Below are 21,392 nucleotides of genomic sequence, written 5' to 3' on the forward strand. Positions count from 1 at the left end.
TTTCCATCGAACAAAGTGCGCATATGTTCGCAAAGCAAAGTTAAGCCAACCTTAAGTTCTTAAGGTTGGCTTATGCGTTTGCTGGATTAAGAGAGGCTTAATCTTTACTGGTCGGTGCATCTAAAGGATAGGGGTTTTTATGCATCCGGTTGTAGTTCAGCGTGTACATGGCTGTGATCACCATCAGAGTGACGAATGACCACATGACCTCTTTTTCACCAGAACCGACCACCGCCCAGATACAGTAAAGGAAGGCGATAGTCGTGATGGTCACATACGCCGGACGCGTTTTGCCAAAGTGACCGTGACCTAAAAGCAGTAAAGCGGCACAGGTGTAAAGATAAGGCACGAGGGTAAAGATTACCGATACGGAGGACACCAGACCAAACTCTTTGGTGGCGTTTGGCGAGATGCTACTGAACTGGAAGATAGTCATCAGAATACCAACGATAATCAACCCGGCAACCGGAGTACCCGCTTTGTTAACGCGGGCAAAAATGGGGGGGAACAGGCCGTCATCGGCAGCCGCTTTCGCCGTTTGCCCGGCCAGTAGTGTCCAGCCGCCCAGCGAGCCTAAGCAACCTGCCGCTGCGCAGAAGGAGACAATGGCCCCAGCGGTATCACCCAGCGCCATCCGCGCTGCATCGCCAAAAGGTGAGGCGGAAACGCGTAGCGCGGCATTAGGGATCATCCCCATAATTGCCGTGGTCGAGAGTACATAGCAGACGGCGGCAATCAACACCCCGCCAATGGTGGCGATAGGCACGTTGCGTTTCGGGTTTTTCACTACGCCCGCCGCAACGGAAGCACTTTCTACCCCAATAAACGACCACAACGTGACGTTTAAGGTACTTTGAATCGCACCGAAAGTACCCTGACCACTCACGTTCCAGGCTGCCATATACGTTTCACTGTGGAACCAGAACCAGCCGAATACTGCAATTCCGACAATGGGGATCAGCGCCAGCACAGTGGCGACAGCCTGCACGCGGGTGATCATTTTTGGACCGACGATATTAAGCAGAACGAAGATCCACAGCACCACCACACAGGTGATGGTTAATACCAACGGATCTTTGAGGATAGGGAAGAAGTAGCTTAAATACCCCACGCCAATGACCACCATGGCAATATTGCCGATCCAGCAGGCCAGCCAGTAGAGAACGTTTGTTTGATACCCGAGGAAAGGGCCAAAGCAGCGGCGCGCGTAGGCATATGAACCGCCAGGGCTGGGATCAAGGAAAGACATTTTGGCGTAGACCATCGACAAAGCCAGCGCACCGATAATCGTCACCAACCAACCATATATGGCTATCCCGCCTGTCGAGGCCAGGTTTGCAGGTAACAGAAAAACACCTGACCCCATAATATTCCCCGACACCATCAGGGTGACGGGGATTAAGCCCACTTTGTGAGCGTCAGCATCCGAAGACATAATTAAACTCCTGCGAAGGCGAGCTTCGTGACAATAAATTACGTCATATCATACGCCTACACTCGCGCGTTGAATTATCCTCAACCGGGTTATCGCTGATGCTGTTATTAATATAGCTCTTCGTTCAGGTTATAAATCAGGCGACAGAATGTTCTCTGTGCTGACTAACATAATGGAGAGGCGTCATACCATAGAAGTCTTTAAATACAGATATAAAATAGGAAGTGCTGTTGTAGCCGCAGGATTGTGATACCTGTGAGATATTTTTGCCGTCCATCATTAATTCATTTACGGCATAACGCATACGGCAGGTGGTGATTATTTGGCTATAACTGGTGTTTTCACTTTTCAGTTTTTTCTTTAACAGGCTGGGGCTTAGACATAAACAGCTGGCTACCATACTAAGATTCCAGTCTTTATGAATATCGCTTTCAATTATTTGATAAACGCTATCACTTACACAATTACGTAACATATACATCATAAGAGAAAGGAATTTTTTACTGTCGAGAAAGCGTGATAGCACAGTGAATAATAATGCACGAGTGCGTTCTTTTTCTGACTCTGTTTCAGCGGGCATCATGCTATGTTGAGCAGCGACGCGAAAGAGGTCCAGTGTCAGGCATGGTAAGGCCAGAACTGGGGTGGCGCTTCGTTGCCAGACGGGTATTTTTGAGAGATCTTTATTCAGAAAACGGAGGTAATCTTTGATGATGTTATGACTAATATGCGCAACCAAAGTGTTATTAAGTGAGGAGACATCAATAATATTATTTTCACAACTTAATAACGCCATGTGGTTAGCCTTCAGGCTTATAGGTTCTTTCCCATTCACCCTTAACCAGACATCTTTTTCAGTCAATAAAACAATACAAGGTTGGTCGCTGCAAATCCTCATACATGTACTCCTGAATGCAAATAAAAGACCCGTTTTCGCCAGGAAGAGCGATACGGGGAAATGGTTATATAATTGTATGACGAATCAAAACATGCATAAAAATAACGTGTTTTACTAATATTACAAATTTTTATAGTAATTTCTCATGTACAAAAAATTTTACATGCTGAAAAAGTGTAAATAACAGGCAAAAAAAAGCGCGGGGTGGGGCCGCGCAAAAAGTATGACATTTTTGTTTGCAGCAATTTTTATGAAAACGTTGCCATACTCAAAAGGCCTCAGGCCAGGCGACGTAATGTTATTTAAACAATTACGCCTTCAGCGGAATAGTGGTTACGCTTTCACACACATCACGTGGTAAATACCGTCAATAATTTCGGTACCTTCAGTTTCGTGTTCGAAACCAGGGAAATGATGATCCCAGGATTGTAGTGAGCGTAAATAGCTTACCTGCGGACTGTTTTTATCGCCGAAGTTTTCGCCAGAGAGCAGCATTGGGATTCCTGGCGGATACGGGATAACAGAGTTCGCCGCAATACGTCCCGGCAGGTTTTCAATGGATACCAGTTCGACGTTGTTATCGACAATCGCGTTGTAGGCTTCACGCGGGGTGATTTCAGCCACCGGCAGGCCAGAATAGGCTTCGTTCAACCGTGCGCCTGGGTTGTTTTCTTTCAGCCAGGCAAACATTTTGTCACCCAGATCGTGAATACCCATATTCGCGTAAGTGTCAGGATATTGTTCAGCAAGTTCCGGCATCACCTGCGCCAGCGGTGTATTAGCATCGTAGTGGCGTTTGAAAGAGCAAAGTGTGTTAACCAGAGTTCCCCATTTCCCACGGGTTACGCCCATAGAGAACAGGAACATAATCTGGAAGTCAGTGGTGCGGGTTGGCACAATGCCGTGACGACCAAGCCAGGCGGTGACCAGTGCGGCAGGTACGCCAGTCTCTTCCAGTTCGCCGTCTTCTCCCATCCCCGGTGCGAGGATGCTGACTTTAATCGGGTCGAGCATGCTCCAGTTGTCCGGGATATCTTTAAAGCCGTGCCAGCTTTCTCCTGGGTGCATTACCCAGCAGTCCTGAACGGTGGTCAGCAGTTTGCTCGGCGCGTCGGCAAAGTCATAGGTTTTGCCAGTTTCCGGGTCGGTAACCACTTCTTTATTCCACGGTTTAAAGAACCAGTTTCCTTCGTCGGTAAATTCTTTATACAACCGCGCCATTGCCTGACGGAAATCGACCGCTTCGTCGATAACTTCCTGCGTCAGAGACTGGCCGCTGTTGCCGTCCATCATCGATACTGCCACATCGTTTGATGCGCAGATGGCATACAACGGGGAAGTGGTGGCATGCATCATGTATGCCTGATTAAAGCGGGAGAAGTTAATCGCTCCACGACCTTCACGCACATGAATGTAAGACGCCTGCGACAGCGCATTCAGCAGTTTGTGAGTGGAGTGGGTAGCAAAAACGGTTGGGCCGTTATGATCGCCCGGTTCACCGCGCATGGCATAGTGATCGGCATAGATCGGATTAAAGCGCGCATAGCCGTACCAGGCTTCGTCGAAGTGCAGACGATCGGAGGTTTTTTCTAACAGATCCTGCGCTTCTTTGGCGTTGTAGCATACGCCGTCGTAGGTGCAGTTGGTTACCACGCAGTAAGAGGGTTTTTGCCCAACTTTATCTTTGGTCAGCGGGCTTTCGCTGATTTTCTTCTGTAAAGTTTCAGGCTGCATTTCCTGCGGGTAGATTGGCCCGATAATGCCGTAGCGGTTGCGGCTTGGCACCATGTAGACCGGTTTCGCGCCAGTCAGCATTAAGCCTTGTTCGATGGATTTGTGGCAGTTACGGTCAACGACCACCACATCGTTATCGGTCATGCAAGCCTGCATGATAGTGCGGTTAGAGCCGGAAGTCCCGACGACGACCGACCAGGAGCGATCGGCACCAAATACGCGCGCGGCATATTTTTCGCTTTCGCCAAATGCGCCAGTATGGTCGAGTAAAGAACCGAGGGAAGTTCTTTCGATGCCCATGTCGGTACGGAACAGATTTTCACCATAATAGTCATGGTAGAAACGCCCGGCTGGCGTTTTGGTGAAGCCAACGCCGCCCTGGTGGCCCGGTGCGGCCCAGGAATACTCGTGGATGTCGCTATATTTCATCAGCGCGCTGAACAGTGGCGGCAACAGTTGCTGACGATAGCGGGTCATCGCGGCAACGGCGCGTCCGGCGATAAAGTCGGCGGTATCTTCCAGAATCCAGGCGAATTCATCGACAAGCTCCAGCAGGTCGCGATCTATTGCGGCGAGGGCTTTTTCCCGATCGCCCAACAGGAAGACCGGCACATTTTGCTGGCGTTCGTGAAGCTTACCGATCAATTCTCTGACGTTTTGATGTTCGTCCGGATGTTCCATTTGATAGCTGAACATCAGACAATCAATGGCCTCATTTGAAGAGAGAATGGCAAAGCCGTCATCAAATGAGGTTGATTTAATGACAGTGACATTTTGCTGGCTTAAGGCATTCGCCAGACGCTCAACGGCGTTACCGACCCAGGTGTCCTGATGGAGAAACTCGCTTTCAACAATTAATACTTTCATCATTGCTTACCCGGTTATGAAGGAATCTTCGTTGCGGGCAAGTATCTTCTGGGTATTTCAGGCTGTAAAGCGAGTAAAAAACAGTCGCTTTGTTTTTTTTATTTTTATAAACAAGCAATTACATTGATTTCTAAAGTTGTTTTCACTGCTTATTATCGACAGCTAAACTATTTTTTTGGCTGATACTGATATCATCTTTATCCGGGAAGCGTCTGGCGGTGTTGTTGGCTAAGTTTGCGGTATTTTTGCGGCGACATGCCGACATATTTGCCGAACGTGCTGTAAAAGCGACTGCTCGAACGAAAGCCTGCTGTCAGGGCAATATCGAGAATACTTTTATCGGTATCGCTCAGTAACGCGCGAACGTGGTTGATGCGCATCGCCGTAATGTACTGTTTCATCGTCAATTGCATGACCCGCTGGAAGATCCCCATCGCATAGTTGGCGTTAAGTTTGACGTGCTCGGCCACGTCGTTGATGGTTAGCGCTTGATCATAGTTTTCTGCAATAAAGCCCAACATCTGGCTGACATAAAACTGTGCATGACGCGAGACGCTGTTTTTGTGCGTACGCGAGGTTTTATTGACCAGAACCGGCTCCCAGCCAGAGAGGCTAAATCGCTTGAGCATCAGGCCAATTTCATCAATAGCGAGTTGGCGAATTTGCTCGTTTGGGCTGTTGAGCTCCTGCTGCCAGCGACGCACTTCAAACGGACTAAGCTGCTGTGACGCCAGTGATTTGATCACCATACCGTGAGTGACGTGGTTTATAAGGTCTTTATCCAGCGGCCAGGAGAGAAACAGATGCATCGGCAGATTAAAAATTGCCATGCTCTGACAGGTTCCGGTATCTGTTAGCTGATGTGGCGTACAGGCCCAGAACAGCGTGATATGCCCCTGGTTGATCTTCACTTTTTCATTGTTGATCAGGTATTCCACATCGCCATCGAAAGGCACATTCACTTCGACCTGACCATGCCAGTGGCTGGTGGGCATGATATGCGGTGCGCGAAACTCAATCTCCATTCGCTGATATTCTGAATACAGTGATAGCGGGCTGCGGGTCTGCTTTTCATCGCTGCTACACATAAAGTTATCAGTATTCATGGATGGCTCTCTTTCCTGGATTATCAGAATTATGACATGAGTGGGGGAGGATGACTGCGAATGGGAGCACGGTTTTCACCCTCTTCCCAGAGGGACGCGGGGAGCGTCCAAGGATAAGGAGGCCGAAATCTCTGCTTTTCAGCTAATTTATTTCCATAAACTCAGATTTACTGATACTTCACTCAGGATCTGAGTTTATGGGAATACTCGACGGGGAAGCCGGAAGTTTTCTGCGGTATCGCCTGCCATGATGAAGTTATTCAAGCAAGCCAGGAGATCTGCATGATGTCTGCACCCAAAATTACATTTATCGGCGCTGGTTCGACAATTTTCGTTAAAAATATTCTTGGTGATGTGTTTCACCGTGAGGCACTGAAAACGGCGCATATCGCTCTGATGGACATCGATCCCACACGGCTGGAAGAGTCGCACATTGTGGTGCGCAAGCTGATGGATTCAGCAGGAGCCAGCGGCAAAATCACCTGCCATAGCGAACAGAAAGAAGCCTTACAGGGCGCCGATTTTGTGGTGGTGGCGTTTCAGATTGGCGGTTATGAACCCTGCACAGTGACTGATTTTGAAGTCTGTAAGCGCCACGGTCTGGAACAAACCATTGCCGATACGCTGGGACCGGGTGGCATTATGCGTGCGCTACGTACCATTCCGCACTTGTGGCAGATTTGCGAGGACATGACGGAAGTTTGCCCCGATGCCACCATGCTCAATTACGTTAACCCGATGGCGATGAATACCTGGGCGATGTATGCCCGCTATCCGCATATCAAACAGGTGGGGCTGTGCCACTCGGTGCAGGGAACGGCGGAAGAGCTGGCCCGCGACCTGAATATCGATCCGTCCACGCTGCGTTATCGTTGCGCTGGTATCAACCATATGGCGTTCTACCTGGAGCTGGAGCGCAAAACCGCAGACGGCAGTTACGTGAATCTCTACCCGGAACTGCTGGCAGCGTATGACGCAGGCCAGGCACCGAAACCGAATATTCATGGCAATACTCGTTGCCAGAATATTGTGCGCTATGAAATGTTCAAAAAGCTGGGCTACTTCGTCACGGAGTCGTCAGAACATTTTGCCGAATATACGCCGTGGTTTATTAAGCCAGGTCGCGAGGATTTGATTGAGCGTTATAAAGTGCCGCTGGATGAGTACCCGAAACGCTGTGTTGAACAGTTGGCGAACTGGCATAAAGAGCTGGAGGAGTATAAGAACGCCTCCCGGATTGATATTAAACCGTCGCGGGAATATGCCAGCACGATTATGAACGCTATCTGGACCGGTGAGCCGAGTGTGATTTACGGCAACGTCCGTAACGATGGTTTGATTGATAACCTGCCACAAGGATGCTGTGTGGAAGTGGCCTGTCTGGTTGACGCCAATGGTATTCAGCCAACCAAAGTTGGTGCACTGCCTTCGCATCTGGCTGCCCTGATGCAAACCAACATCAACGTACAGACGCTGCTGACCGAAGCCATTCTCACCGAAAATCGTGACCGTGTTTACCACGCCGCAATGATGGACCCGCACACCGCCGCCGTGCTGGGCATTGACGAAATTTATGCCCTGGTTGACGACCTGATTACCGCTCACGGCGACTGGCTACCTGGCTGGTTGCACCGCTAAGGTGTAATAGCCTCCGGCGCTCTGGTGATTAAGCCATAGCGCCGTAACTGGTGGCAGTGAAAGCGAGCGAGGAATATCACCGCGGTTAATGCGCCCAGCAGCGCACAGAACATATCGGATTGCGTGTCCCACTGGTCGCCCTGGGTGCCGAGAAAATCATCCGCCCCCTGGCCCATCGCCAGCGCCGCCCACCACTCGATCAACTCATACATGGCGCTTATTGCCAGCGCTACGCAGCAGACCAGGAACGCCACCATTTTCCGTCCACGAACGTACATTCCGCGCACGAGAATCTCTCGTGCCACCAGTGCAGGCACCAGCCCCTGGAAAAAATGCCCCAGCTTGTCATACGGATTACGGCTCAACCCTAACCATTCCTGCACCTCAAAACCGATGGGAACTTTCGCGTAGGTGTACTGCCCGCCGACCATCAGGATGATGGCGTGAAAGAAAATGAGCGTATAGAGCAGCGGCGTTAACGGGTAACGTCTGGCGGTGGCAAGCAGTAGCGGCACGACAATAATCACCGGTGTTACTTCCATCAGCCAGGTGAGTTTGTCATGGGCCGAAATGCCGGTATAAATCAGGATTAACGTTAGCGCCAGTGCGCCGGTGTTAAGAATTAACGGCTTGAGTGTGCGGGTCATGGTGAGTTCGCAAGTCAGGGAAAATACTGACTATTCACCAGCAAGCGTGAAATTACAATCGCAAAAGAGGTGGCCCAGGGGGATCACCTGGCAGCATGCTGCCAGGCGCTGGGCCGAAGAGGTTACTTAGTGCAGTTCGCGCACTGTTTGTTGACGATCTGCTGGAAGAAGTCGTTGCCTTTGTCATCGACCAGGATAAACGCCGGGAAATCTTCTACTTCGATTTTCCAGATAGCTTCCATACCCAGCTCCGGATAAGCGACACATTCCAGATGCTTGATGCTCTGCTGTGCCAGTACCGCTGCCGGACCGCCGATGCTACCGAGGTAGAAGCCGCCGTGTTTATGACACGCGTCGGTAACCTGCTGACTGCGGTTACCTTTCGCCAGCATGATCATGCTGCCGCCGTGGGATTGCAGCAGATCCACGTAGGAGTCCATACGACCTGCGGTGGTTGGGCCAAGTGAACCAGAAGGATAACCGGCAGGGGTTTTCGCCGGACCCGCGTAGTAGATCGGGTGATCTTTGATGTACTGCGGTAGTTCTTTACCGGCGTCAATCAGCTCTTTCAGCTTGGCGTGTGCAATATCGCGACCCACGATAATGGTGCCGGTGAGCGACAAACGAGTGGAAACCGGATATTGCGAAAGCTGGGCGAGGATCTCTTTCATTGGGCGGTTGAGATCGACTTTCACCGCTTCGCCTTCACCCGCCTGGCGCAGTTCTTCCGGAATGTACTGGCCTGGGTTGTGTTCCAGTTTTTCGATCCAGATACCTTCGCGGTTAATTTTCGCTTTGATGTTACGGTCAGCGGAACAGGACACGCCCATACCGACCGGGCAGGAAGCGCCGTGACGCGGCAGGCGGATTACGCGGATATCGTGAGCAAAATATTTACCGCCAAATTGCGCGCCGAGGCCGAGTTTCTGGGCTTCTTCCAGCAGTTCCTGTTCCAGCTGGACATCGCGGAACGCCTGACCGTGTTCGTTCCCTTCGGTCGGCAGTTCATCGTAATAGTGAGCGCTTGCTAACTTGACGGTTTTCAGGTTGGTTTCCGCAGAAGTGCCGCCAATCACAAACGCGATATGGTACGGCGGGCAGGCTGCGGTCCCGAGGGTGCGCATTTTCTCGACGAGGAAGTTTTTCAGTTTACCCGGAGTCAGCAGGGCTTTAGTTTCCTGATAGAGATACGTTTTGTTGGCAGAACCGCCGCCTTTGGCGACGCAGAGGAATTTATATTCATCGCCATCTACCGCGTACAGGTCGATTTGCGCAGGCAGGTTAGTGCCAGTGTTGACCTCTTTGTACATGTCCAGCGGCGCGTTCTGTGAATAGCGCAGGTTATCTTCGATATAGGTGTTATAGACGCCTTTCGACAGCGCTTCTTCATCACCACCGCCGGTCCATACGCGCTGACCTTTTTTACCAACAATGATCGCGGTGCCGGTATCCTGGCAGGTCGGCAGCACGCCTTTGGCGGCGATTTCGGAGTTTCTCAAGAATTGCAGCGCCACGTACTTATCGTTCTCGCTGGCTTCTGGGTCGTGAAGAATAGAAGCAACCTGTTTCTGGTGTGCCGGGCGGAGCATAAAAGAGGCGTCGTGGAAGGCTTGCTGCGCCAGCAGGGTCAGGGCTTCTGGTTCCACTTTCAGGATGGTTTCGCCGTTGAATTCGGCAACGCTAACGTAATCGGAAGTGAGCAGATAGTATTCGGTGTTGTCTTTCCCCATCGGGAAAGGCGCCTGGTAGATAAATGGTTTGTTTGACATAGCTTCCAGCCTGTAACTCTGTATTTGTTATACGAAAATGGCGTGCCGCACAGCGACGGGCGGCACGCAAAGTGCATTTATAAGAACCCGTACATCGCGGCGAAGATCCAGCCAAAGACGCAAGATACGCTCACGCCAATCAACCCTGGCAGAATAAAGCTGTGGTTGATGACGAAGCGACCGATGTGGGTGGTGCCGGAACGGTCAAACTGAATCGCTGCCAGATCGCTCGGATAGGTCGGCAGGATATAATAACCGTAGCAAGCCGGTGCTGAAGCCACGATGTAAGCCGGGTCAACGCCAATCGCCAGTGCGACAGGAACAATCGCCGCCAGCGCCGCGGCCTGGGAGTTTACAAACTTGGAAACCAGCAGCAGAACAATGGCATAGGCCCACGGATACTCTTTCACCATTTCGCCCAGTACGCCCTGAATTTCAGACATATGCGCACCGAACATGGTTTCTGCCATCCATGCGATACCGTACACCGCCACGATGGCGATCATACCGGAACGGAATACTTCGTTTTTTGAGATAGACGCGGGATTGGTTTTGGTCAGGATAATAATCAGCGCCCCGGTCAGCAGCATAAACATCTGAATAACCAAGACCATCGACAGCGGTTTGCCGCCGAAGGACGGACGCAGGTCCGAATCAGCACCGAGAAGTGCGACCACGGCAATTGCCCCTAGGAAGATCCACATTGCCAGCCAGTTGCTTTTCGGCAGTTTTTTATCCAGCAGCGTCGCGGTGTCACCGTAAACGTACTCACGGTTTTCCGGTACGGAGATGAATTTCTGGAACTCTTCGTCTTTATCCAGATCTTTACCGCGGAACCAACTGAAAATACCGATCGCCAGGATACCGAGTAACGTCGATGGAATGGTGATTGCCAGCAGGTCGAGGAACTCAAGGTGACGACCATCAAAGGTAACGTTACCCAACATCGCGACCAGTGATACTACCGCAACCGACACCGGACTGGCGATAATCCCCATCTGTGCACCGATAGAACTTGCCGCCATCGGACGTTCCGGACGGATATTGTTCTTAATTGCCACGTCGTAGATGATTGGCAGGATGGTGTAAACCACGTGACCTGTACCGCAAAGAATGGTCAGCGTACAGGTAACAAACGGCGCGACAATGGAGACATATTTCGGATTGCGGCGCAGCAGTTTCTCGGCAATTTGCAGCATGACGTCAAGGCCGCCCGAGGCTTGCAACGTGGCCGATGCCGCCACCACCGCGATGATAACCAGCATAACATCAACCGGTGGTTTACCTGGCTGAAGATGGAAGACGAATACCAGAATGACGAGGCCGATACCGCCTAATAGACCTAGCGCGATACCGCCCTTTCTGGCGCCATAGAACAGACATATCAATATTATGATAAGTTGGATAGTAAATAACATTTGTGAACCCTCGCGATAATCCCATTTAAATTTCTACTGAATAGAACGCAGTCTCGTTCTGTTTGTATGAACTTTTTTCAGAGCCTGACTAATATCCTTTTGGTCGTTACTGGTCTGAGTAATTACTTCACAGTGAATATTGGCTGATTCAGGCAGCAATAAATTAATACACTGTGATAAGCGACTTTTTCAGAGAAAAATACTCTCTGGCGATGGGGTTATAGTTTGTGCTGCGCAGATGTTAATAGTTTGTTTTCTACTATCTTATTGATATTTATTGGTATATTTTTTGTTCTAATGACGGTTATAGATTATTCTTATCTACCTATTTATGGGTAAAAATACACATAATGCGGGTGACATAATAGTTAATTAACTTTTGTTAGCGTTTTGAAATTAAAAACACTATTTATCCTAAAGAATATTAAATCGATGAAATGAGAAGGGGATAATTATATTTGATCTGGCACAAGTTTTACTGATGGACGATGTAACTTGTGCCAGTGCTCTTTTGCATTACTGCAATAATTGTTACTTGCGGATAACCAATGGTGCGTTATTGGCAATATTGTTTCAGCAATGAGTAATGTTCCGCTTGAATACGGTAACGGTAAACCGGACGACCCGTGACGCCATAATGGATGCTGGTAAATAAGATGTGGCAGTTGACCAGCCAGATCAGGTACTTGCGGCAGGAAACGCGCGAGATGTTCACCTCGTTGGCCAACTCGTCGGTTGAAAACTCATAGTCCTGATGCGCGTCAATCCACTGGCACAGCGTGCGTAACGTCTGCGGCGTTAAGCCTTTTGGCAAGCGACGAGGATCCTGCTCGTTGGCGCTGCTGCCATGGATTAGCTGATCCAGCTCGGCCTGGTCATAATACTGATGTTTTTCCAGCGCCATTTTCTTTTGTCGCCAGCCGGTGAGTGCCTCTTCAAAGCGTGATGCCTGGAAGGGTTTTATCAGGTAATCAACAACGCCGTAATGCAGCGAATCTTTAATCGTCGCGGCATCGGCGGCGGAAGAGATGACTATCACATCGCTTTTGCAGCGAGCGTTATGCAGTACCGGAAGTAAATCGAGCCCGTTCTCCTTCTGCATATAGATATCGAGCAATATCAGGTCAATAGACGTGTCGCTGTTGAAAATTATCTCTTTGGCTTTTTCCAGTGTAGAGGCCGTTCCGCAGCATTGAAAGCCCGGGATCTGCGCCACGTATCGGCGATTCAGCTCCGCCACCATTGCGTCGTCATCGATAATTAATACATTGATCATTTGCTCGACTTCTCCCCGTCCCAGGGTATCTGGACAAAAAATTGTGTGAAAATCCCGGGTTCCGATTCTACGGCGATACTGCCGTCGAGATTTTCTACCTGTTGTTTGACAAGAGCTAAACCGACGCCTCGTTCGCTTCCTTTTGTCGAGACACCTTTGTCAAAAATGTGATCGATTTTGTCGGGTGCGATCCCCGGTCCATCATCGTTAACTTCACAGTGCAGCCAGCCGTGACGGTAGTGCAATGTTACGCTAATTTCGCCTCCGGGTTCCGGCCCTAATGCCTCCAGCGCGTTTTCTATCAGATTTCCCAACGTGGTGATCAGCGTCGCGACCTGGTCTTCACTGCCGCTGTCGGGCAACTGGCTTTCGCTGTTTAAAATCAGCGTATGGCCTAAATCGGTCGCGCGGTTAATCTTGCTGATTAAAAAACCAGCGATAACCGGCGATTTGATCTTGCCCAACAGAGAGCCAATCTCTTCCTGATAGTTATTGGCTGTTTTGAGAATGTAATCTTCCAACTGCTTATAACTCTTCAGATGCAATAATCCGAGAATCACGTGCAATTTATTCATAAATTCGTGGGATCGTTCACGAAGTGCGTCAGCATAGTTGACCAGACCATCCAGTCGCTGCATCAGTTTACGTACTTCAGTTTTATCCCTGAAGGTTGAAATGGCACCGATGATAACGCCATTACTGCGCACCGGAACGGTGTTGATCAGTAATAGCCGATCTTTGACGGTAATCTCTTCGTCGCGGCGCGGCGTACCGTCGCGTAACACTTCCGAGACATCTACTACCTGTGACCACGAGTGGCTTAGCGTCGACAGTTTCTCATCGTCCTGCGACTTACGGTAATTCAGCAATTCTTGTGCGGCATCGTTGATCAGCGTGACTTCGCCGCGATCGTCCACGGCAACGACGCCTTCTTTGATAGACTGCAACATGGCCTGGCGTTGCTCAAACAGTGTGGATATTTCGTAGGGTTCCAGGCCGAAAAGGATTTTTTTCAGCACCTTAACCAGAATGCAGGTGCCGATGAGGCCGACCAGCATGCCAAATAACACCGACCAGATAATGCTCCAGCGACTGTCATTGATTTGTTGGGTCACGCGGCTTAATTCAAGGCCGATCGCCACCACGCCAATCTGTTTATTATTCTCATCATAGATGGGGGTAAATACGCGTAAAGCCTGCGCCAGAAAACCGCGATTGATAGCGACATTTTCTTCGCCATTCAGCGCTTTAAGGATGTCATCACCTTTAAATGGCTGACCAATACGCTGGGCTTCAGGATGCGAGTAGCGAAGACTTTGCATATCGGTAACGACAATAAATAGCAGATCGTTACGTTTGCGCACGGCTTCCGCGATGGCCTGGATCCCGCTCTCCTGCGGTTTTTTCTGCAAGCCCTGACGGATTTCCGGCGAATCGGCAAGGGTACGCGCTACCGCCAGCGCCTTGTTGGCCAGTCCGTCACGCGTCATATTACTGATTTGCGAGAAGTAAATCAGATGCACCACCAACAGCACCGAGAACAGCACCGCGCTGACCATTAAGATCACTGTGGTACTCAATTTCATCGGACGTTTGCGTAACTTGCGGTAGGGCAATGGATGTCTCATCAGCTTCCTTGTGTGACAAATTTCTTAAGCATTATCTCTGATGAGGCAGGTAATTCAAAGGGAGTAAGAATAATTGGCTATATAGGGGGAGAGACTCTGGAAACTGAAACTGCCGGTGCTGTATGAAGATTCCGGGCTATGCTTATTGCGAAAACCATACTGATGAGAGAGGGAAGGTCATGGATCAGGATCTACTGGACGGTGGTTATCGCTGCTATACCGGCGAAAAGATCGATGTCTATTTCAACACTGCAATATGTCAGCATTCTGGCAATTGCGTACGTGGCAACGGCAAGTTATTTAATCTCAAACGTAAGCCGTGGATCATGCCGGATGAAGTGGACGTCGCCACTGTAGTGAAAGTGATTGATACGTGCCCGAGCGGCGCACTGAAATACCGTCATAAATAAGCGAGGGAAAAATGGAAATACGTGAAGGTCACAATAAATTTTACATCAATGACGAACAGGGTAAGCAAATCGCTGAAATTGTCTTTGTGCCGACTGGAGAGAATTTAGCGATTATCGAACATACCGATGTTGATGAAAGCCTGAAAGGGCAAGGGATTGGTAAACAGTTGGTTGCGAAAGTCGTGGAAAAAATGCGCCGGGAAAAACGAAAAATTATCCCACTGTGCCCATTTGCGAAACACGAATTTGATAAAACGCGTGAGTATGATGATATTCGCAGTTGATGAGTAACGATATTTTTCATGCTCTGCGTAATGCGATGCAGGGGAGTATCTGAAGGGTCGGGGGATGCACAAAGAATGGTCAGAGAGAGCTTTTTCTTGTCCCAAGTCATCCCCTTTAGTGAGCAAAAAAAAAAGAATATCTCCTATATGAGAATCATCAATCGGGGTTAATAAACTTTGCATCCCCAGGGCATTTAATATTGATAGGAGTCTTATTATGGAAGGTAAAAAAAAGTTCAATACTTATGTCGTTTCTTTTGATTATCCATCATCTTATTCCTCAGTTTTCTTAAGGTTAAGATCATTGATGCATGATATGAACTTCTCCTCTATAGTGGCTGATGAATATGGAATACCACGACAATTGAATGAGAATTCTTTCGCAATAACGACATCATTAGCCGCAAGTGAAATTGAAGATTTAATCAGGATCAAATGCTTAGACTTGCCAGATATTGATTTTGACCTCAACATTATGATAGTTGATGACTATTTCCGTCAGTTTTACAAATAGATGGAAGGGATAAGAAGATATTCAAAATGACACTATTCTATAAAATATTAATTTTTTATGTGATTGGTGTGAACATATCCTTTGTCATTATCTGGTTTATCTCACATGAGAAAACACATATTCGTTTACTTAGTGCATTCCTGGTAGGAATAACCTGGCCAATGAGTCTGCCTGTGGCATTACTTTTTTCTCTCTTTTAGGAGCTGTGGTTGAGTGGATCCGCTGGTTATCTTGAAACGAAGCGTCTCTCCTCAAAACTTGATTTGCGGAATGACGAACGAAGCAGTCGCCTGGCTGCTTCGTTCATTAAAGTGAAACTTATTTCTGTGGACGCATCGCCGGGAAGAGAATAACGTCGCGAATAGTATGACTGTTAGTAAACAGCATAATCATTCGGTCGATACCAATTCCCAGACCTGCGGTTGGCGGCAGACCATATTCCAACGCAGTCACGTAATCTTCGTCGTAGAACATCGCTTCGTCGTCACCTGCAGCTTTGGCGTTAACCTGTTCCTGGAAACGTTCAGCCTGATCTTCTGCGTCGTTTAATTCGCTAAAACCATTACCGATTTCACGACCACCGATGAAGAATTCAAAACGGTCGGTGATTTCCGGGTTAACATCATTACGGCGCGCCAGCGGTGACACTTCTGCCGGATACTCAGTAATAAAGGTTGGCTGAATCAGATGTGCTTCTGCAACTTCATCAAAGATTTCGGTGACAATACGTCCCAGCCCCCAGCTTTTCTCTACTGTAATACCGATAGATTCAGCTAATGCTTTAGCGGCATCAAAATTATCCAGGTCGGCCATATCGGTTTCTGGACGATATTTTTTGATTGCTTCACGCATGGTGAGTTTTTCAAACGGTTTGCCGAAATCAAACACATGCTCGCCATAAGTGACTTTAGTGGTACCCAGTACCTCTTGTGCCAGGGTGCGGAACAGTGACTCTGTCAGTTCAATCAAATCGTGGTAATCCGCATACGCCATGTAGAGTTCCATCATCGTGAACTCAGGATTATGACGAACAGAAATACCTTCATTACGGAAGTTACGGTTGATTTCGAATACCCGTTCAAAACCACCTACAACCAGACGTTTCAGATACAGCTCCGGCGCGATACGCAGATACATATCTAAATCCAGAGCATTATGATGGGTAATAAACGGGCGAGCAGATGCCCCACCTGGAATTACCTGCATCATCGGGGTTTCTACTTCCATAAAGCCGCGTGCGACCATGAACTGGCGGATAGCGGCCAGAATTTTTGAACGGACAACAAACGTTTGACGGGATTTATCGTTAGCGATGAGGTCCAGATAACGTTGACGATAACGGACTTCCTGATCCTGCAGACCATGGAATTTATCTGGTAAAGGACGTAGTGCTTTAGTCAGCAGGCGTAACTCAGTACAGTGAATGGAAAGCTCACCAGTTTGCGTCTTAAACAGCGTACCGCGGGCACCGATAATGTCACCCAGGTCCCATTTTTTAAACTGATCGTTATAAACACCTTCTGGCAGGCTATCTCGTGCAACGTACAGTTGAATACGGCCACCGACATCCTGCAATGTTACAAAGGAGGCTTTCCCCATGATTCGACGGGTCATCATTCGGCCAGCAATCGAGACTTCAATGTTTAAGGATTCCAGTTCCTGGTTATCCTTCGCATCAAACTCTTCGTGCAACTGGTCAGAAGTATGGTCGCGGCGAAAATCATTGGGAAACGCCACGCCTTGCTGACGCAGCGCTGCCAGTTTTTCGCGACGATTTCTCATTTCATCGTTAAAATCAATAGCCTCATTGGCTCCCTGTGTTTCTTGTTCAGACATTTTGGTTCCTCTTAATCCAGCTTTCAATTTAGCGTAGATAAAGAGACAGATCGGTACACTGTATTATCTGCCTCGACTATTAGTAACTCAGTTCATCTTATCTAAACCAACGCTTACCTCAAGTTGATATCACTAATAAATAACCATAAAAATGGTTTAAATATCTTATTAATCTGGGATTTGCTAGTGTGATTAACTGAAAGTAAATTGATTCATAACTAATTGTTTTTACGGAAGTTAATCGTTGCTTTCCTGTATCATATTCGTCGGAGTGCTAAACAGAAATCGGGTAGCAAAGGCCAATGCCACGATGATCGCGACACAAGCCAACGTCCACTCTCCCATCTGGGAAAAGAATCGCTGGTAAGCTGCAATTGCCATACCGCTAATTTGCGACTCTGTCGTCTGTTGTGCCACTACGCCTGCCAGCCAGTTGGCGACCGCGCCTGTTGCCAGCATATAAATACCGGTTAATACGCCAGACATTTTCAGACGCGTGATTTGCGCAATCGCCACCGGGTCAATAAAGAGTTCGGCAAAGCCCATTAGCGCCAGCCCGGATATCATCACACCCATTGACGCTTGACCGCCAGCCGCTGCATGTCGGGCATCAAATGCCAGCAACATAAAGCCACAAGCCATCAGCAGTAAGCCAAAGGCAAACTTCAGCCAGACGCGCAATGTTGAGTTGCCGTGGCTTTCTGGCGACGCCAGCCAGGCAAGTACAACTCCAGCGAGCATCACCGCAATTGCATTCACTGACTGGAATAGCGCAGTAGGTACTTCAATATTGAATGCCTGACGATTCACAAAGCGATCGATAAACAAGCTGATGGTACTGCCGCCCTGTTGTGCCAGTACCCAGAACAACGTCCCGACAAACATCAACAATACAATTTGCCAAAGAGCACGGCGGTGTTCGGGGAATTTGATCATCATGCGGGCAATGATTTGTGCAGCAATAAGGCAAACAATCGCCAGCAAATATCCGGACCAGTCGTTCTCCAGCAGCAGGGTAAAAAATACTGGGGCTAAACAGAGCATCACCACTAACCAGCTCCATACCGGTAAGGCAAACTTCACGCGAGTGAGCGCTTTTTTATCCATACTACGCGTGGACTGGAAATGACGATGACCGCTTAAGAAAATCAACAAACCGATAAACATGCCGCCACCCGCAAGGGCAAAGCCAACATGCCATCCATACCACTGAGCAGCCAGGCCGCAGGCGATGGGGGCTGCGATAGAACCGATATTGCCCGCAGCATACAGCAGCGAAAAACCGCCATCACGTCGATGATCGTTCTCGTCGTAGAGCTCGCCAAGCAAACAGCTGATGTTTGATTTGAATAAACCGTAGCCACAAATAATGATTGCCAGCGCCAGATACAGGCTAAAGGTTGAATTTGTATCAATGCCCAGCACCACATGGCCAAGGGTCATTAACAGCGCGCCGGCAATCACCGCAGTGCGGTTGCCGAGCAGGCGGTCGGCAAGCCAGCCGCCGAGAATAGGGGTAACGTAAACCAAAGAAGCGTATGCGCTGAACAGGCTGATGGCATGGTTATCATCAAAACCAAGCTGATGGGTGAGATAGAGAATGAGTAAGGCACGCATGCCGTAAAAACTGAAGTACTCCCAGATCTGGATCGCCACGATATAGTATATCGCGCGCGGCTGTGAGGGTGTTTTCATGTGTTCTCCTTATGAGCAAAAAAGGGAAGTGGCAAGCCACTTCCCTTGTACTAGCTAATTATTTTTTGCTTTCTTCTTTCAATACCTTAACGGTATAGCGGCCATCAGCCTGACGGTATGCACCGTGAATATCGGTTTCAAAGCCCGGATAGTGAGCGCCGATTTCACACAGCATCTGCAGGAACTCCAGAACCGGACGGCTTTCTTCGGTGATCATTTCACCTGGCATTACCAGAGGAACTCCCGGCGGATACGGAAGGATCATATTGGCGTTAATACGACCTACCATTTCGTCGAGGTAAACTTCTTCGGTCATACCGTGCAGCTCTTTCTGGAACGCAGCATACGGAGTCATTACCATTGTCGGCAGCACTTCAAATGCGCGATACATCAGATCCGGCAGATTGTGGTGAACAATCAGTTTGTGGATATTCTGAGCCAGTTCCTGAATACGCATGTTTTCATAGAATTCAGGATCTTCACGATACAGAGACGGCAGCATGTTTTTCACACGCAGGTTCAGGTCGAACGCACGTTTGAAGTCAGTCAGAGCACGCAGCAGGCTCAGTGCTTTGGTCTTATCAATACCGATGCTGAACAGGAACAGCAGGTTATACGGACCGGTCTTCTCAACAACGATGCCATGTTCGTCGAGGTATTTCGCCACGATGCTGGCCGGAATACCAAAGTCGCTCATGGTGCCGTCTTTTTCCATCCCCGGAGTCAGCAGAGTGACTTTGATCGGGTCAAGATACATGTGCTCGTTATCGATGTTTTTGAAGCCGTGCCAGGTGCTGTCAGAACGCAGCGGCCAGCATTCAGTAGTATCGATATGATCCGGCTGCCATACATCAAAGAACCAGCCATCAGATTCCGTTCTCAGACGTTTGATCTCTTTACGGAACTTGATCGCACGTTCAATGGAACCGTCGATCAGGCGTTTACCGGCATTACCTTTCATCATCGCCGCAGCGGTTTCAGTGGACGCCACGATACCGTAGTGCGGAGAAGTGGTGGTGTGCATCATGTAGGCTTCGTTAAAGGTTTCTTCGTTTACATCACCTTTAACGTGGATCATGGAAGCCTGAGAGAACGCCGCCAGCAGTTTGTGAGTGGACTGGGTTTCGTAAATCACTTTCCCTTCGACACGGCCACCGCTCATACCGCATTTACCTTCGTAAATCGGTGAGAAGTTGGTGTAAGGCACCCACGCGGAGTCAAAGTGGATGGATTTCACATCCAGCGTTTTCTTGATGAAGTCGGTGTTGTACAGCAGACCATCATAGGTAGAGTTAGTAATTACGGCATGTACCGGCCAGGTCGCGTTTGGTGTTTCTTTCACGCGCTTAGCAATGGTAGCGTGCTGGAATTCACTCTGTGGAATACCGCCAAGAATACCGTAAGCGTTACGGGTCGGGCGGAAATAGATTGGCGTAACATCGCTCATCATCATCAGGTGGGTCAGCGATTTGTGGCAGTTACGGTCAATCAGAATGGTGCTGCCTGCCGGAGCAGAGTACATACCAACAATTTTGTTCGCAGTGGAAGTACCGTTGGTCACCATGTAGCTGCGCTCTGCGTTAAAGACGCGAGCGATATACTGTTCTGCTTCTTTGTGTGGACCGCTGTGATCCAGCAGGGAACCCAGTTCAGATACTGAAATGGAAATATCAGATTTCATGGTGTTCGGACCAAAGAAATCATAGAACAGGCTACCTACCGGGCTTTTCTGGAATGCAGTACCGCCCATGTGACCAGGAGTACAGAAAGTATATTTACCTTCACGAACATATTTAAACAGCGCTTTGGTCAGCGGAGGCAGAATAGTGTTGATATATTCGTCAGTGGTCTGCTTGATCTTGTTAGCAATATCATCAGCAGCACCCAGCGCATATTCAAAGAAGCTAATCTGTAAACGCAGATCGTTCAGGCTTACATCGAGTGTGGAATATGTATTAGCGAACGCGTACAACGGCAGGTTCTCGTTCATTTTGCTAATTTCTTCGCACAACTCGAGATTATATTTATCCCAGTCAAAAATAACACCGCACAGACGCGCATTGTTTTCGATCAGTTTTAATAAGTCGTCACGGTCGTTCGGGTAAACAATCTGGAAGTTCAGACGTTCAAGCGCGCGATGAAGTTCACGGATGGGTTCTTCTTTAAAATAAACCCCCATGTGATTCAATATTGCAATAACGTTCATAGTCATATCTCCAGGTAAAAAAGGCCCCTCC

General features: G+C 48.8%; 17 protein-coding genes. 5 read left to right on the plus strand and 12 right to left on the minus strand.

Features of this window, described 5'->3' with window-relative positions; genetic code table 11:
- Positions 1-97 precede the first annotated feature (97 nt).
- The 4 genes from adiC to melR all read right to left on the minus strand — a co-directional run bounded on the left by adiC (position 98) and on the right by melR (position 6,040).
- Entirely contained in the window at positions 98-1,435 is a 1,338-nt protein-coding gene (gene adiC / locus D9734_RS05310) for an arginine/agmatine antiporter (RefSeq protein WP_130205911.1), read from the minus strand.
- 136 nt (positions 1,436-1,571) lie between these two features.
- Positions 1,572-2,333: a DNA-binding transcriptional activator AdiY gene (gene adiY / locus D9734_RS05315; RefSeq protein WP_130205913.1), complete on the minus strand. Its 762-nt coding sequence runs from the start codon at positions 2,331-2,333 to the stop codon at positions 1,572-1,574.
- A gap of 333 nt (positions 2,334-2,666) precedes the next feature.
- Complete coding sequence (gene adiA, locus D9734_RS05320; protein WP_130206100.1) at positions 2,667-4,934, minus strand: arginine decarboxylase; 2,268 nt, start codon at positions 4,932-4,934, stop codon at positions 2,667-2,669.
- A 197-nt stretch (positions 4,935-5,131) separates the two neighbouring features.
- Positions 5,132-6,040: a transcriptional regulator MelR gene (gene melR / locus D9734_RS05325; RefSeq protein ID WP_130205915.1), complete on the minus strand. Its 909-nt coding sequence runs from the start codon at positions 6,038-6,040 to the stop codon at positions 5,132-5,134.
- Between the two features lie 282 nt (positions 6,041-6,322).
- Between melR and melA the strand changes: the two genes are divergently transcribed.
- Positions 6,323-7,678 carry an alpha-galactosidase gene (gene melA, locus D9734_RS05330; protein ID WP_130205917.1) on the plus strand — a complete coding sequence of 452 codons (1,356 nt, stop codon included), beginning with the start codon at positions 6,323-6,325 and terminating at the stop codon, positions 7,676-7,678.
- Here the strand turns inward: melA and D9734_RS05335 are convergent.
- From D9734_RS05335 to D9734_RS05355, 5 genes are all read right to left on the minus strand, one after another.
- Positions 7,675-8,325, minus strand: a complete 651-nt coding sequence (locus D9734_RS05335; RefSeq protein WP_130205919.1) for a DUF2238 domain-containing protein — start codon at positions 8,323-8,325, stop codon at positions 7,675-7,677. The genes melA and D9734_RS05335 overlap by 4 nt on opposite strands.
- Positions 8,326-8,447: 122 nt before the next feature.
- Complete coding sequence (gene fumB, locus D9734_RS05340; RefSeq protein ID WP_130205921.1) at positions 8,448-10,094, minus strand: class I fumarate hydratase; 1,647 nt, start codon at positions 10,092-10,094, stop codon at positions 8,448-8,450.
- Positions 10,095-10,171: 77 nt separating this feature from the next.
- Positions 10,172-11,512 carry an anaerobic C4-dicarboxylate transporter DcuB gene (dcuB, locus tag D9734_RS05345; RefSeq protein WP_000899528.1) on the minus strand — a complete coding sequence of 447 codons (1,341 nt, stop codon included), beginning with the start codon at positions 11,510-11,512 and terminating at the stop codon, positions 10,172-10,174.
- A gap of 556 nt (positions 11,513-12,068) precedes the next feature.
- A complete protein-coding gene (dcuR, locus tag D9734_RS05350) occupies positions 12,069-12,788 on the minus strand; it encodes a two-component system response regulator DcuR (protein WP_130205923.1) in 720 nt (239 codons plus the stop codon).
- Entirely contained in the window at positions 12,785-14,416 is a 1,632-nt protein-coding gene (locus tag D9734_RS05355; protein ID WP_130205925.1) for a sensor histidine kinase, read from the minus strand. The genes dcuR and D9734_RS05355 overlap by 4 nt, the downstream gene beginning before the upstream one ends.
- 179 nt (positions 14,417-14,595) lie before the next feature.
- Between D9734_RS05355 and yjdI the strand changes: the two genes are divergently transcribed.
- The 4 genes from yjdI to ghoT all read left to right on the plus strand — a co-directional run bounded on the left by yjdI (position 14,596) and on the right by ghoT (position 15,824).
- The gene (gene yjdI / locus D9734_RS05360; RefSeq protein ID WP_130205927.1) at positions 14,596-14,826 is read left to right on the plus strand and encodes a 4Fe-4S mono-cluster protein YjdI; all 231 of its coding nucleotides are present in this window, start codon (positions 14,596-14,598) and stop codon (positions 14,824-14,826) included.
- Positions 14,827-14,837: 11 nt separating this feature from the next.
- The gene (locus D9734_RS05365; RefSeq protein WP_000405647.1) at positions 14,838-15,110 is read left to right on the plus strand and encodes a GNAT family N-acetyltransferase; all 273 of its coding nucleotides are present in this window, start codon (positions 14,838-14,840) and stop codon (positions 15,108-15,110) included.
- A 217-nt stretch (positions 15,111-15,327) separates the two neighbouring features.
- The gene (gene ghoS, locus D9734_RS05370; RefSeq protein WP_130205929.1) at positions 15,328-15,624 is read left to right on the plus strand and encodes a type V toxin-antitoxin system endoribonuclease antitoxin GhoS; all 297 of its coding nucleotides are present in this window, start codon (positions 15,328-15,330) and stop codon (positions 15,622-15,624) included.
- A 26-nt stretch (positions 15,625-15,650) separates the two neighbouring features.
- Positions 15,651-15,824, plus strand: a complete 174-nt coding sequence (gene ghoT, locus D9734_RS05375) for a type V toxin-antitoxin system toxin GhoT (RefSeq protein ID WP_130205931.1) — start codon at positions 15,651-15,653, stop codon at positions 15,822-15,824.
- 118 nt (positions 15,825-15,942) lie between these two features.
- On the opposite strand, the gene lysS is transcribed toward ghoT, so the two are convergent.
- From lysS to cadA, 3 genes are all read right to left on the minus strand, one after another.
- Entirely contained in the window at positions 15,943-17,460 is a 1,518-nt protein-coding gene (lysS, locus tag D9734_RS05380; RefSeq protein WP_130205933.1) for a lysine--tRNA ligase, read from the minus strand.
- 237 nt (positions 17,461-17,697) lie between these two features.
- Positions 17,698-19,155 (minus strand): dipeptide/tripeptide permease DtpC, encoded by a 1,458-nt coding sequence (gene dtpC / locus D9734_RS05385; RefSeq protein WP_130205935.1) that lies wholly within the window; start codon positions 19,153-19,155, stop codon positions 17,698-17,700.
- A 58-nt stretch (positions 19,156-19,213) separates the two neighbouring features.
- Entirely contained in the window at positions 19,214-21,361 is a 2,148-nt protein-coding gene (cadA, locus tag D9734_RS05390) for a lysine decarboxylase CadA (protein ID WP_130205937.1), read from the minus strand.
- Positions 21,362-21,392: the final 31 nt, after the last annotated feature.

Origin of the sequence: Escherichia sp. E14S1 (assembly GCF_004211995.1) — a bacterium.
GTDB lineage: Bacteria > Pseudomonadota > Gammaproteobacteria > Enterobacterales > Enterobacteriaceae > Escherichia.

Bases quoted from the DNA above. Each gene is read 5' to 3' on its own strand.
- melA (WP_130205917.1), top strand. From the start codon at position 6,323: ATGATGTCTGCACCCAAAATTACATTTATCGGCGCTGGTTCGACAATT.
- ghoT (WP_130205931.1), top strand. From the start codon at position 15,651: ATGACACTATTCTATAAAATATTAATTTTTTATGTGATTGGTGTGAAC.
- adiC (WP_130205911.1), bottom strand. From the start codon at position 1,435: ATGTCTTCGGATGCTGACGCTCACAAAGTGGGCTTAATCCCCGTCACC.
- D9734_RS05365 (WP_000405647.1), top strand. From the start codon at position 14,838: ATGGAAATACGTGAAGGTCACAATAAATTTTACATCAATGACGAACAG.
- D9734_RS05355 (WP_130205925.1), bottom strand. From the start codon at position 14,416: ATGAGACATCCATTGCCCTACCGCAAGTTACGCAAACGTCCGATGAAA.
- adiY (WP_130205913.1), bottom strand. From the start codon at position 2,333: ATGAGGATTTGCAGCGACCAACCTTGTATTGTTTTATTGACTGAAAAA.
- dcuR (WP_130205923.1), bottom strand. From the start codon at position 12,788: ATGATCAATGTATTAATTATCGATGACGACGCAATGGTGGCGGAGCTG.
- fumB (WP_130205921.1), bottom strand. From the start codon at position 10,094: ATGTCAAACAAACCATTTATCTACCAGGCGCCTTTCCCGATGGGGAAA.
- dtpC (WP_130205935.1), bottom strand. From the start codon at position 19,155: ATGAAAACACCCTCACAGCCGCGCGCGATATACTATATCGTGGCGATC.
- lysS (WP_130205933.1), bottom strand. From the start codon at position 17,460: ATGTCTGAACAAGAAACACAGGGAGCCAATGAGGCTATTGATTTTAAC.
- ghoS (WP_130205929.1), top strand. From the start codon at position 15,328: ATGGAAGGTAAAAAAAAGTTCAATACTTATGTCGTTTCTTTTGATTAT.
- dcuB (WP_000899528.1), bottom strand. From the start codon at position 11,512: ATGTTATTTACTATCCAACTTATCATAATATTGATATGTCTGTTCTAT.
- D9734_RS05335 (WP_130205919.1), bottom strand. From the start codon at position 8,325: ATGACCCGCACACTCAAGCCGTTAATTCTTAACACCGGCGCACTGGCG.
- yjdI (WP_130205927.1), top strand. From the start codon at position 14,596: ATGGATCAGGATCTACTGGACGGTGGTTATCGCTGCTATACCGGCGAA.
- cadA (WP_130205937.1), bottom strand. From the start codon at position 21,361: ATGAACGTTATTGCAATATTGAATCACATGGGGGTTTATTTTAAAGAA.
- melR (WP_130205915.1), bottom strand. From the start codon at position 6,040: ATGAATACTGATAACTTTATGTGTAGCAGCGATGAAAAGCAGACCCGC.
- adiA (WP_130206100.1), bottom strand. From the start codon at position 4,934: ATGAAAGTATTAATTGTTGAAAGCGAGTTTCTCCATCAGGACACCTGG.